This is a genomic window from Bacillus sp. FSL M7-1345, assembly GCF_038006985.1.
Lineage (GTDB): Bacteria > Bacillota > Bacilli > Bacillales > Bacillaceae_G > Bacillus_A > Bacillus_A cereus_U.
Genome location: NZ_JBBOWG010000001.1, coordinates 1,143,885 through 1,157,514, shown reverse-complemented (window position 1 = coordinate 1,157,514; position 13,630 = coordinate 1,143,885). Strand labels below are relative to the sequence as shown.

Here is a 13,630-nt window from a genome sequence, read left to right as displayed (position 1 = left end):
TCATACAATAAAAATAAAGACAGGCAAAGGGGGAATGTGCATATGATCGCTTTTTTTACTGATTTTATCATTGTTGCTACCCTCATCATCGGAATAACAGCATTGATTGGTGTCATTACAAATAGCATCGGTGAAAAACTCTTTGGTGGGAAAGAAAAAATGAAGTTTGTTAACAAAAGTTTAGATGTACAATCTGGCTGGAACCAAGTTGGCGGAAAAGGCATTTATAAAAAACGTACGTACTAAAAAAAGCAGGTAGTCACCTGCTTTTTTTGTTATTTCTCTACTGATGCCCATTTGAAGCTTACTTCGCCACCATACTTATGGTTGTACATATCTTTAATTGTTTCTCTTTGTAAATATGCTCTACCACGTTGATATACTGGAACAATCGCAGCATCATCAAGTAACATTTTTTCTGCTTCTAATAAGTTTTTCCAGCGAGCATTTACATCGCTTCCGTCTTTTTTCGCTTTCATAATAATCTCATCGTACTTCGGATTAGAATACTTCATTTTGTTTTGCGCTCCATCAGTTACAAACATATCAAGATATGTAACTGGATCCGGGAAGTCTGCACTCCATCCAGAGAAGGACATTACATAATCGCCAGCATCTTCTAATTTCAGTTTTTGCGCGAATGGTTGTTGTTTAATTTTCACTGTTAATCCTGGTAAATTCTTTTCTAACTCACCTTTTAAATATTCACCAGTTTTCTTCGATAATTCAACATCTTCATTTAATAACTCTAATTCAATTTCGTTTTTACCAAGCTCTTTTTTACCAGCTTCCCAATACTTTTTCGCTTCTTTTACATTTGGTTTTACAATATCTCCATTTTCAGCACGGAAATCTTGTTTATCCGGTCCTTTAATGAAATTGTCAGGAATTAATCCCGTCGCTGGCTTAGAACCGTTATTTAATAATGTATCAACGAATGGTTTACGGTCAAAACCAAGAGAAATTGCTTTACGAATATTTTTATTTGCTAAAGCTGGGTCTTTTTGATTTAAGCGAAGGAAGAATACAGAAGTATCTTCTACCGTTTTGAAATCTGGTTTTCCTTTATATTTATCGATGAACTCTGCTAATAACGTCGCTCGATCGACTGCGTTTGTTTCATATAAATTAATTGGCGTAGATGTATCTTTTACAATATTAAAGTTTACTTCCTCAAGCTTCACTTCTTTATTGTCCCAATATGATGGGCTCTTTGTCATTTTGAAGCTACGTTCATGTTGCCAATCACTTAATGTAAATGGTCCGTTATAGAGTGTTGTATTTGCTTCTAAACCAAACTTCACACCTTGCTCTTTCACATACTTTTCATTAACAGGATAGAAGATCGGATAGACCATTAAATCAACAAGATATGGAATAGAATTATCCAATTCTACTTCTAATGTATGATCATCAATCGCTTTCACGCCTAATTGATCTGGACTCATCTCTTTTTTATTAATTTTCTCAGCATTTTTTATATCGTACATAATGTACGCCGATTTCGCAGCTGTATCTGGATTAATCGCTCTTTGCCATGCATACACGAAATCTTTCGCCGTTACAGGGTCACCATTTGACCATTTTGCATCTTCACGTAATTTAAATGTATACTTTTTACCGTCTTCTGACTTTTGGAATTCTTTCGCTACACCTGGAACTAATTTATCATCTTTCCCAAGGCGGTATAGACCTTCCATCGTATTGTTCATTACTTTTGAAGAAACTGCATCAGCTGATAACGCTGGGTCCATCGTTGGAATTTCTTGTGTTTCAATTAAGTTAATAACTTGCTTCGCACCGCTTTTCCCGCTATCCCCTTTTGCGTTTGCTTGCGGTTCATCTTTTTGGTAGCCACATGCCCCTAAAATCATGCTCATTGCTACTGTTGATGCTACAAAAACTGGTATCTTTTTTTTCATACTTCCACCCCTCTAAAAAAATGTTAGCCCTTTCATTTTCAAACAGAAAGAAATATATATATGTTCTAATAATTCATATTATACACACAAATATATTCTTTGTATATTTATATTTCTATTTTATTAAAATTTTCTGTTAACGTTCAGTATATTTGTAAACGTTTCATACTGCGTATTTATTGGACTAAAGTGTTAAAAATATCAAATTTTATACTTTTCTAAATTATCAGAGAAAAACAAATTTTATATCCTATAATATCTTACGTATAATTATTCTTCCTTTTTTGTCATAAAATGAAGGTTTATTCATATTGAAAATATGTAGGCTAAAATAAGTGCAAAGGATATGAAAGTGTGTTACGATACACTTTGCTAAAAATAGATATCGGTAAAGAGGGGACGGACATGACAGCAATTCGCTCAAAAAACGGGCCAACAGAGAAATTAAGTTTATTCTTATTAACATGGCCTATTTTTCTAGAAGTTTTTCTTTTTATGCTGATGGGGATCGCTGATACTTTCATGTTAAGTGCATTATCAGACGATGCTGTATCTGGGGTTGGTGCAGCGAATCAATACCTTCATATCGCGATTTTAGTACTAGAAGTCATCGGGAATGGTGCAGCTATCGTTGTATCCCAATACCTCGGTTCTAAACGCTTTATGGAAGCATCAAAAATATCAGCATTAGCAGTAACATTAAATTTAGGAGTCGGGCTCGTTATAAGCGCCGGTTTTCTTTTATTCTCAAAACATATGATGATGGCAATGAACTTACAAGGCGATGTATTAACGTATGCACAAAGCTATCTATCCATCGTCGGAGGAGCTATTTTCCTTCAAGCTATTATTAACTCATTAGCCGCAATTATCCGCGTTCACGGCTTTACAAAGCAAGCGATGTTTGTTTCGCTTGGAATGAATATTATTCATATCGCCGGAAACTACGTACTTATTTTCGGGAAATTCGGTTTCCCTGAACTTGGTGTGCAAGGGGCTGCTATTTCTTCTGCTGTCAGCCGGTTAATCGCACTTATCGTTTTCTTCTGGTTACTGTATCGCGTTATGGAATACCGTGTGAAATTACAATATTACTTCACTTTATCAAAAGAATACGTTGGCAAAATTTTAAAGATCGGCATTCCATCGGCATTCGAGCAAGTCATGTATCAAGCTTGTCAAATTGTCTTCTTATATTACGCAACATACTTAGGTACGGAATCATTAGCAGCAAGACAATACGCTACTAACATTTCCATGTTCACTTATTTATTCGCCATTGCTATCGGTATGGGAACAGCTATTATCGTTGGACGCCTAGTTGGCGGAAATGAAAAAGATGAAGCGTACACACGTGTATGGAAAAGTGTACAATGGGCGATTGGTGTAACTCTATTTATGGTCATTCTCGTTGTTACATTCCGAACACAATTAATGGGACTATTTACGGATAATCCTCATATTATCTCTCTAGGAGCAAGCGTTCTTTTACTAAGTGTACTACTGGAAACAGGACGGACGATGAACATCGTCATCATTAATTCACTTCGTGCGGCTGGAGATGCCAAATATCCTGTTTTAATCGGAGCATTCTCCATGGTGTTAATGAGCTTACCACTCGGTTACTTTTTCACCTTCCATTTAGATATGGGTCTCGTTGGTATCTGGCTAGCGATCGCTATCGATGAATGGACGCGGGCGATTATTATGTTCTTCCGATGGAGAAGTAGATCGTGGGAAAGTTATGCACTTGTTAAACCTGATGAGCAAGATAAGAGCGTTTCTGTTCAAGCGCAATAAAATAAAAGTGTTTCTAAATGAAGAAAAAGGCGGCTGATTTCAGTCGCCTTTTTCTTCATTCTCGGAAACTCTTACTTCGCTGTCTTTAAACAGAAAAAGAACTTGGATAAAATCGCTTTATACTAACTTAAGTTTAACTAGTATAAAAAAATAGAGCCATCCTTCTGTAATAGAAGAATGGCTCTACTTTTTTATTGATAGATTTCTTTATATTTCTTATACTCTGCTTCAGAACATAATACAAAATGTCCTGGGCGAATTTCGCGCATTGTTGGCACTTCACTACCATAATCATGCTGCGATGGGTCGTATACGATACGTTTACGATTGCGCTCATAATCTGGATCTGGAAGTGGAATTGCTGATAGTAGTGATTTTGTATATGGATGCATTGGATTCGCATATAACTCTTCACTTGTTGTCAGCTCAACGATTTGACCACGGTACATTACACCAATGCGATCACTAATGTATTTTACCATCGATAAATCATGGGCGATGAATAAGTATGTTAAACCTTTTTCTCTTTGTAACTGTTTCAGTAAGTTTACAACTTGCGCCTGAATCGATACGTCAAGTGCTGAGATTGGTTCATCAGCAATGATAAATTCAGGTTCTACAGCTAGCGCACGAGCGATACCGATACGTTGACGTTGTCCGCCTGAGAATTCATGCGGGAAACGATTCGCGTGCTCTTTATTTAAACCAACTGTATTTAACAGCTCGTGAACACGGTCCATACGCTCTTTTTTACCTTTTGCTAGTCCGTGAATATCAACACCTTCTGCGATAATATCCCCTACTGTCATACGAGGATTTAATGATGCATATGGATCTTGGAAAATCATTTGCATTTTACGGTTGAACTTCTTAAGTTCTGCGCGTGATTTTTTCCCATGTACATTTTCACCATCGAACAACACTTCACCGGCAGTTGCATCGTATAAACGAATGATCGTTCTTCCAGTTGTTGACTTACCACAACCAGATTCTCCTACAAGTCCAAATGTTTCACCGCGGTAAATATCAAATGAAATATCATTAACTGCTTTAACAACACCACCACTCACATCAAAGTGTTGTTTCACATTTTTTACTTCAATTAATTTCTCACGTTGTTTAGTCATGTTGTTCACCTGCTTTCATTTGAAGAATACGTTTTTCAACAACTGCTGGTGGTTTTACTTCTGGCGCTTGCTCATGAAGTAACCAAGTTGCCGCATAATGTGTATCACTTACTTTAAATAAAGGTGGTTCCATTTCAAAATCAATTTTCAGTGCCTGTGGGTTACGTGGTGCAAAAGCATCACCCTTTGGCGGTTTTAATAAGTCTGGAGGCGTTCCTGGAATCGCATATAGCTCGTCCTCTGAACCATCTAAGCTTGGCATAGATGCGATTAAGCCCCATGTGTATGGATGTTGTGGATTGTAGAAAATTTCATCAACAGTTCCAATTTCAACAACTTTACCAGCGTACATAACCGCAACTCGGTCTGCAACGTTTGCCACTACACCTAAGTCATGCGTAATGAAAATGATTGCTGCTTCTGTTTTTTGCTGAATGTCCTTCATAAGCTCTAAAATTTGCGCCTGAATTGTAACGTCTAGAGCCGTTGTCGGCTCATCGGCAATTAATAATTTCGGATTACAAGCTAACGCCATAGCAATAACTACACGCTGTCTCATACCACCTGAGAATTGGTGAGGATATTGTTTTAAACGAGCTTCTGGATTTGGAATACCTACAAGGTCAATTAATTCTAAAGCGACTTTACGTGCATCCGCTTTACTCATCCCTTGGTGTTTAATAAGACCTTCCATAATCTGATTACCAATTGTCATCGTTGGATTTAACGATGTCATTGGATCTTGGAAAATCATCGCAATATCTTTACCGCGTACTTGCTGCATTTCTTTTTCCGTTAATTTCGTTAAATCACGACCGTCAAATACAATCTCTCCATTTTTAATACGGCCTGGAGGATTCGGGATTAATCCCATTAGCGCTTTAGAAGTAACTGATTTCCCAGAACCAGACTCTCCTACAATCGCTAATGTTTCCCCTTTTTTCAAATCAAAAGTAACTCCGCGCACTGCTTGTACTTCACCTGCATGTGTATCAAAGGAGACTTGTAAATCTTTTACCTCTAACAATGTTTTCATTTTTACTTCTCCCTCCTCGTTTACTTACGCATTTTTGGATCTAACGCATCGCGTAATCCATCTGCCATTAAGTTGAATGCTAGAATTAACATACTGATGACAACCGCAGGGATGAACATCATGTGTGGATACGTTTGAATTGATTTATATCCATCATTTACAAGAGAACCAAGTGATGCGAATGGTGGCTGAATTCCTAAACCGATGAAGCTTAAGAATGCCTCACCAAACACCGCTGATGGAATTGTAAACATTGTCATTACGATAATTGGTCCCATAACGTTTGGAATTAAGTGTTTCACAATTAATTGTGTATTTGTTGCACCTAATGTACGAGACGCTAATACATACTCTTGGTTTTTTAACTTTAAGATTTGTCCACGAACAATCCGCGACATCCCTATCCAACCTGTAATCGCCATTGCGAGTGTGATTGACCAAATACCAGATCCCATAATGATTACCATTAAAATAACGATGATTAAGTATGGAATACCATTAATAATCTCCATAATACGTTGCATAATATTATCTACTCTACCGCCGTAGAATGCTGAAATACCCCCGTATGCAACCCCAATTACTAGGTCAATTGCTGCTGCTAAAAGAGCGATATATAATGATACGCGTGTACCTTCCCATGTTCTTGTCCATAAGTCACGGCCAAGATCATCTGTACCAAACCAGAAGTACTCTTTAATATCACGTTTTTCATATTGGTCAACACCATATTGATCTGTGCCGTCAAATGGTAACCAATGAATATTTTCAATCACTGGAATTTTCGGTGGCATTTTCGCACGACCTAAATCCTGCTCTTTATAAGAATGTTTACTTACCATCGGTCCAAAAATTGCTAGTAGTACAATAATGCTCAATAATACTAAACCCAACATCGCGCCTTTATGTTGGAACAAGCGTCTTCGTACATCTTGCCAAAACGTTAAGCTTGGACGGGCAATGACTTCATTATCAACATTATTTTGATTGGCTTGTTGAAATAAATCTGGAGATAATTTTTGTACATCTTTCATCATTTTTTCCCTCCCGCTAAACGAATACGAGGATCAATAATTCCGTATAAAATATCGACAATGAAAATAACTAAGATGAAGATCGCACTATAGAAAATTGTAGTTCCCATAATAACTGTATAGTCATTCACTGTAATAGATTTAACGAACTGTTCCCCAAGTCCTGGTACAGCATAAATTTGCTCGATAACAAGTGTCCCTGTAATTAATGCAGCAACCATTGGTCCTAAAATTGTTACAACTGGAATTAACGCGTTACGAAGTGCGTGTTTGACAATGATAACGCCTTGACTAATTCCTTTTGCTTTCGCTGTTAAAATATAATCAGACTGCATAACTTCAATTAATTCTGCACGAGAGAAACGTGCGATTGTTGCGATAACTCCCATCGATAATGCAATTGTAGGCATTACTGTAAACTCTGGTCCTTTCCAGAACGCTACTGGGAACCAGCCAAGTTTTACCCCTACGAAATATTGTAGTAATGCGGCGAATACGAACGATGGTACCGACATCCCGAGTACCGAAATAACCGTTGCACTATAATCGACCCATGTATTATTACGAAGTGCCGCAACAATTCCTAAAAGTAAACCGATAAATGTTCCTAATATAATCGCTTGTAAACCAAGTTGTGCTGATGGTCCAATGCGATCCACAATCATGTCTGTTACTGGGCGGTTATCATATTGGAATGATACCCCTAAATCACCTTTTGCTAAGTTACCTAAGTAACGCGCATATTGAACTGGTACTGGATCATTTAAACCATATTTTTCAAGAATGATTTCTTTTTGTGCCGGTGATAGTTTCTCCTGGTTTTTAAGTGGAGAACCCGGTAGTAATTTCATCAAAAAGAAAGTCAGTGTAGTAATTAAAAATAATGTCAAAGCCATGTACACGAAACGTTTTAATACATAACGTCCCATAGTCAAGCACCTCCCCGTTTTTCTCAAAAGCAATAAGATAGTTTGAAATATTCTTACTTTTATTTTTTTAAAATAAGAGCACATGCCCATCATAGGCATATACCCTTATTCATGATGGAAACCATTTTTAGTTTTTGAGTTGAACCCACTTATAGCTAAATTCTCCGCCATATTTATGTTCTAATAGGCCTGTAATTGAACTACGTTGTAAATATGCCTTTCCAGGTTGATATACTGGAGCAATCGCTGCATCTTCAAGCAGTTGTTGTTCTGCTTTTAATAGAGCATCCCAACGAGCTTGTACATCTACTTCTGTTTTGGCTTTCTTAATTAGTGCATCATAAGCTGGATTTGCGTAATTCACTTTATTTTGTGAATTGCCTGTTGTATACATTTCAAGGAATGACATTGGATCCATATAATCTGGACTCCATCCCGCATATGACATCGCATAATCTCCACTTGCTTCAAGTTTTAATTTTTGTGCAAATGGCTGCATTTTTGTTGAAACTGTTAAACCTGGTAAGTTCTTTTCGAATTGTCCCTTTAAATACTCTCCGATTTTTTTGGCATCATCAGTATCAAAGTTTAATAACTCTAACTCTACTTTGTCTACACCAAGTTCTTTTTTACCAGCTTCCCAATATTTTTGAGCTTCTTTAACATCCTCTTTTATAAGCTTTCCGTTCTCTTCACGGAAGTCTTTTCCGTTAGGTCCTTTTGCCAAACCCTTCGGAACAAAACCATACATTCCTTCTGAACCATCGTTTAAGATAACTTTCCCGATATTTTCACGTTCAAAGGACATCGCAATTGCTTTTCGGATATTTTTATTTGCTAAAAATTTATTTTTTTCATTTAAACGAATGAATTGTGTAGATGGTCTCTTAATTGTTTTAAAATCAGCATCTGATTTGTATTTATCTACAAACTCTGATGTTAATACTACACGATCAATCGCTTTTGTTTCATATAAATTTATAGCCGTTGAACGATCCTTAACAATATTGAAGTTTATTTCCTCAAGTTTTACTTCTTTATTTTCCCAATACGTCGGGTTCTTCGTCAATTTGAAACTTTGTTCATGCTTCCATTCATTTAAAACGAATGGTCCATTGTAAAGTGTCGTATTGGATTCTAATCCGAATTTATCTCCTTGTTCTTTTACAAACTTCTCATTCAAAGGATAAAATGTTGGATAGACTGTTAAACTTACAAAATAAGGAACAGGGTTGTCTAATTCCACTTCAAATGTGTGATCATCAATGGCCTTTACACCAAGTTCTTCAACTGGTAACTCTTTTTTGTTAATTTTCTCCGCATTTTTAACATCAAATAGTATGTAAGCAAACTTGGCACCCGTATTTGAATCTATAGCTCTTCTCCAAGAATAAACGAAGTCTTTAGCTGTTACAGGTTCACCATTCGACCATTTCGCATCTTCACGTAATTTAAATACATACTTTTTACCATCTTCTGATTTCTCATAAGATTTAGCGACTCCCGGAACAAGTTTATCGTCTTTCCCCAGACGATACAATCCTTCCATTGTATTATTCATAATGTTAGAAGATGCTGCATCCGTTGATAACGTCGTATCCATTGTTGGTATCTCAGCAGTTTCTGTTAGATTCAATACTTGCTTATTTGAAGTACTGGATCCTTTCGCGCTTGCCTTATTATCATCTTTTTGATAACTACAGGCTCCTAGCACACTTACTGTCAACGTCGATGCAAGCAATAGCGGTATCTTTTTCTTCATGTAGTGTTGCCTCCCCTAATTGCACTTCCTGTACCCTCACTTGTAGAAAAACAGAATTGAAAGAATAATCTCCAAGTTTCTACAATTTTCATTATACATATAATATGACGATTGTGAATATAGTTTTTTATTTTTTTGTTAAAATTTTTAATAAAATGTTTATATTTTTAATTTTTCGTAAAGGGATAGGTTAACATTGCTACCATCATCTTGAAATTAGAACCACAATTGCGTATAATTTTCAAAAAATTATTTATATTACTTATTATAGCTTTTATAGTATAATAATTCTAGTAATATTTTGACGGAGGGGAATATTTTGAATAAAGTTTTTTTTCATACTTGTATACTATTTTTGGTTGCGATAATCGCTTCTAGTGTGGGCGCATTCCTCGTTTCATCTCAGTTTTTGTTGAATTTTGTCAACATCTCATTCTATATTGCATTGATTTTTATTCTTATAGGTGGTTTTTTATTCATATTTCAAAATGGATTTTTTAACGTAACAATTTACGCATTCCAAAGAGTATTTGGTACGAATAAAAAAATTGACTCTTTAATTGAAGAAGCAGAGGAACCTATCGATAAGAAAGAACGTATTTATAAAACATATTCATTCAAATGGACGTATCCGATTTGTATTACCGGTATCGTACTTGGGTTGTTCTCGATCCTCATTAGCTTTACTATTTTGATGTAGTTTGCAAACACTGCTCCATATGATATAATAATCAGCAAAACATTTTGTTATAAAACTTTAGTTCTTTCATATTAAAAGGACTCAGTTAACAATAAATTTATATGTATGCGATGATAAAGAAGAGTACATATTGGGGCAATTTCAGAGAGCTTGTGGCTGGTGTGAACAAGTAATTGTACAATATGGAATGGGCTTTTGAGCACCAAACCGAACCGAAAGTAGTAGGCTTTGGCGTTATATCCAGACGTTATTATGGATCTTGAGAGATTTCACAGCTGTGAAATAATTAGGGTGGTACCGCGGTCCATTCGTCCCTATGTAATTTGGGATGAATGGGCTTTTTTGTATGCCTTCTCTTCCCCATCGCACATTCAATTTTAGGAGGAATTACTTATGTCAGTTATCTTTTCTGGTATTCAGCCAAGTGGAACAATTACACTTGGAAACTATTTAGGAGCTATGAAGCAATTTACAGAGCTTCAAAACGAACACGACTGTTATTTCTGTATTGTAAACCAACATGCGATTACAGTACCTCAAGACCCTGTAGGGCTTCGCAAAAACATCCGCAGTCTTGCTGCGCTATACGTTGCATGCGGCATCGATCCTGAAAAAGCTACTTTATTTGTACAATCAGAAGTACCAGCACACGCTCAACTAGGATGGATTATGCAATCCGTTGCTTACGTTGGAGAATTAGAACGTATGACACAATATAAAGACAAAGCTTCAGGAAGAGATTCAGTTCCAGCTGGATTACTTACATATCCACCATTAATGGCTGCTGATATTTTACTTTACAACACAGAAATCGTGCCTGTTGGTGATGACCAAAAGCAACATATGGAATTAACACGTGATCTAGCAGAGCGTTTCAACAAACGCTTCCGTGAAGTGTTCATAGTTCCTGAAATTCGTATTCCAAAAGTAGGAGCTCGCGTTATGTCATTAACAGAACCTACGAAAAAAATGAGTAAATCTGATCCAAATCCAAAATCAATGATCAGTATGCTTGATGAGCCAAAAACAATCGAAAAGAAAATAAAAAGTGCCGTAACTGACTCTGAAGGCATCGTTAAATTTGATAAAGAGAACAAACCTGGAATCTCTAACTTATTAACAATTTACTCTTCATTCTCAGGAAAAACAGTAGAAGAAATAGAAGCAATGTACGAAGGAAAAGGATACGGCGACTTCAAAGGTGACCTAGCACAAGTAGTCGTAGAAGCAATTCGTCCAATCCAAGACAAATATAACGAACTAATCAACTCCCCAGAACTAGACGAAATTCTAGACAAAGGTGCCGAAAAAGCAAACCGCGTTGCATTCAAACAACTACGCAAAGTAGAAAACGCAATGGGACTAAGCAGAAAACGTAGGTAACATAAAAAGCGGAAGCGGCTCGTTCAGAATGTGAGGAGGATGGAGCTCCTGACGTAGAGGCGCTTTTTGCCTCGCAGGAAGGCGCGAAGCCACCGAACATTCTTGCCACCTCCATTAAAAAAAACCGCCAATTGGCGGTTTTTTTAATTTACCTTCTGCTCATTTTCCATTTCCCATAACTTTTCAAAAAACGGCTGTCCTTTTACAAGGCGCTCACATAATTGCTCGTGCTTCTCAGACCATCCAGTTTTCGCTTCATCATAAAGTCTAGCCCAAACATCTTCAAACTCCATATGTTGGACTATTCCGTACGCTGATGGATCCCACTCTGTGAACCAATAGCGAATTTCAGCTGGATTTTTCGTTGTATGTAATTGATCTAACGCCATAAATAATAATTGTTTTAGCTGTCTTTCTTTACGAGTCAGGCCATTCATAATGAACGGTGATGGTGATAAAATATGATGTTCTTTTTCAATCTCTTCTACTTGGAACTCATACTTTTCTGCTTGCACACTTTCTACCATCTCATATACCATCTGCTCTTGACGAGGTATAAGCCTACTTTTTCTAATTGGCACATTATAGCCGATTGAATCAATCGCAATAATTCCTTTTCCATCTGTAACTACAAAACAATATTCTTGTTGCAAACGTTCGTGATTTTTACGAATATAAGCCTTATGATATACGTCTTCCAATAATTTTTGCGGAAGCTCTAATAATTCGTTCTCGATGTAATGATATAATGTGGCATCTACTTTTAATAATGGCACTTGATCTAATAGCTCAATCGTATCATCTTTCCGCCATTCGTAAAAATGACAAACGTTATACCCATTCTCTTCACCTTCAAACCAATTTACCCATACATCATGTAGATATAACATTCACTACCCCTCACTTCACTACTGTTTGTACCAATCATTATGTTCATTTTTGCTTAACTTTATTCCACTTAAGGAAATATATTCTAATTATTATTTTTTCTTCTATAATATAAAAAACAGGAGGTAACGCTCCTGTTTTTTTTATGAAATATGAAATGTATTTGCTTTATTCAATATTTCTTTCGCATCTATAGATAATAAAGACAGTGTATTTTCTCCTTCAAATGCTACACAGTCTTTCACAATATGAAATCCAAGTGCATAGCCAAGCATTTTCGGATACGAGTGCAGTCCATTTAATAAAACATCATGCTCCCTCGTACCTCTCTTTACATCTATTCGTTCTTGTATTGAATTTCTCCAATAATAAATAGCATCTTCTTTTGAAATGTAAGTAGTCCATGGTGCACATCTTTTTTCTGTATACCTTTCATACACAGCTTGCTCAGCTAACCCTTCCATAATCATCGTATCAAGTAATGTATACTCTGTTTCCTTCGTCTCAATTTGATGTAATCTACATATATGGTGGTATTCATGCGTTAATAAAGCTTTTAGTTCCTCTACTGAATTACGTCCACATACGAATAAGAAAATAACGTGACGCATAGATAAACCAGCCTTCCCGTTATATTCCTCTTGTACCGTTCGATTATATGAATCTGATAATAAAATAAAGATAGGGACATCTGGACCTTTTAGCCAACTTTTCAATTTTTCATACTCCATGCTAAGTTCTTTCCAAATTTCCTTCTTCTCTAACTCTTTAATTTCCTGCTCCCCCCGCATTACTGGGCGATACATACCTTTAGAGATTAAAAAACGATACAGCCTCTCTTTTGGCAATGGAATATACTTTGTAAATTTCTCACAAAGCTTTTCTGGGCGTCCATAATACAGATGTAACCATTCTGCCGTTTCAACAACCCCCACCCTTCATCCCTCCTTTTCTTATGTATATGCAAAAAAAGAAAGGAACGTAAAGGTGATAAAAAATAAATAAGGTGTCTTTTCGTAGTACTTTACGAAAAGACACCTTATTGTACA

General features: G+C 36.4%; 12 protein-coding genes, 1 pseudogene and 1 other annotated feature. Of the genes and pseudogenes, 4 read left to right on the top strand and 9 right to left on the bottom strand.

From position 1 onward, the window contains the following. Positions 1–42: 42 nt before the first annotated feature. Positions 43–246, top strand: coding sequence for a hypothetical protein (locus MHB76_RS05990; protein WP_000559981.1), 204 nt, complete (start codon positions 43–45; stop codon positions 244–246). A 29-nt stretch (positions 247–275) separates the two neighbouring features. On the opposite strand, the gene MHB76_RS05985 is transcribed toward MHB76_RS05990, so the two are convergent. Beyond that, positions 276–1,922, bottom strand: coding sequence for a peptide ABC transporter substrate-binding protein (locus tag MHB76_RS05985; RefSeq protein ID WP_002158887.1), 1,647 nt, complete (start codon positions 1,920–1,922; stop codon positions 276–278). Between the two features lie 354 nt (positions 1,923–2,276). Between MHB76_RS05985 and MHB76_RS05980 the strand changes: the two genes are divergently transcribed. Continuing rightward, positions 2,277–3,722, top strand: a complete 1,446-nt coding sequence (locus MHB76_RS05980; RefSeq protein WP_002158888.1) for an MATE family efflux transporter — start codon at positions 2,277–2,279, stop codon at positions 3,720–3,722. A 191-nt stretch (positions 3,723–3,913) separates the two neighbouring features. Here MHB76_RS05980 and MHB76_RS05975 read toward each other — a convergent pair whose 3' ends face one another. From MHB76_RS05975 to MHB76_RS05950, 6 genes and pseudogenes are all read right to left on the bottom strand, one after another. Next, positions 3,914–4,849, bottom strand: coding sequence for an ABC transporter ATP-binding protein (locus tag MHB76_RS05975; RefSeq protein WP_078173317.1), 936 nt, complete (start codon positions 4,847–4,849; stop codon positions 3,914–3,916). Then, positions 4,842–5,885: an ABC transporter ATP-binding protein gene (locus tag MHB76_RS05970; protein ID WP_002125928.1), complete on the bottom strand. Its 1,044-nt coding sequence runs from the start codon at positions 5,883–5,885 to the stop codon at positions 4,842–4,844. The genes MHB76_RS05975 and MHB76_RS05970 overlap by 8 nt, the downstream gene beginning before the upstream one ends. A gap of 20 nt (positions 5,886–5,905) precedes the next feature. Further along, on the bottom strand, positions 5,906–6,922 hold the full coding sequence (gene opp3C, locus MHB76_RS05965; RefSeq protein ID WP_002202773.1) for an oligopeptide ABC transporter permease: 1,017 nt from the start codon (positions 6,920–6,922) through the stop codon (positions 5,906–5,908). After that, positions 6,919–7,848, bottom strand: a complete 930-nt coding sequence (gene opp3b / locus MHB76_RS05960) for an oligopeptide ABC transporter permease (protein ID WP_002158889.1) — start codon at positions 7,846–7,848, stop codon at positions 6,919–6,921. Before opp3b ends, opp3C begins: the two co-directional genes overlap by 4 nt. A gap of 127 nt (positions 7,849–7,975) precedes the next feature. Further along, entirely contained in the window at positions 7,976–9,610 is a 1,635-nt protein-coding gene (locus MHB76_RS05955) for a peptide ABC transporter substrate-binding protein (protein WP_340985969.1), read from the bottom strand. After that, positions 9,607–9,819: pseudogene (locus tag MHB76_RS05950) on the bottom strand (hypothetical protein). Before MHB76_RS05950 ends, MHB76_RS05955 begins: the two are co-directional and overlap by 4 nt. A 110-nt stretch (positions 9,820–9,929) precedes the next feature. On the opposite strand from MHB76_RS05950, the gene MHB76_RS05945 reads away from it, so the two are divergent. After that, positions 9,930–10,310 carry a DUF3899 domain-containing protein gene (locus MHB76_RS05945; RefSeq protein WP_002158891.1) on the top strand — a complete coding sequence of 127 codons (381 nt, stop codon included), beginning with the start codon at positions 9,930–9,932 and terminating at the stop codon, positions 10,308–10,310. 101 nt (positions 10,311–10,411) lie between these two features. Further along, positions 10,412–10,629, top strand: a binding site (T-box leader). Between the two features lie 74 nt (positions 10,630–10,703). Next, on the top strand, positions 10,704–11,693 hold the full coding sequence (gene trpS, locus MHB76_RS05940; RefSeq protein ID WP_002158892.1) for a tryptophan--tRNA ligase: 990 nt from the start codon (positions 10,704–10,706) through the stop codon (positions 11,691–11,693). Between the two features lie 143 nt (positions 11,694–11,836). Here trpS and MHB76_RS05935 read toward each other — a convergent pair whose 3' ends face one another. Beyond that, positions 11,837–12,583 carry a YjbA family protein gene (locus MHB76_RS05935; RefSeq protein WP_078173319.1) on the bottom strand — a complete coding sequence of 249 codons (747 nt, stop codon included), beginning with the start codon at positions 12,581–12,583 and terminating at the stop codon, positions 11,837–11,839. A 141-nt stretch (positions 12,584–12,724) separates the two neighbouring features. Next, positions 12,725–13,516, bottom strand: coding sequence for a DUF2268 domain-containing protein (locus MHB76_RS05930; RefSeq protein WP_215580906.1), 792 nt, complete (start codon positions 13,514–13,516; stop codon positions 12,725–12,727). Positions 13,517–13,630 lie beyond the last annotated feature (114 nt).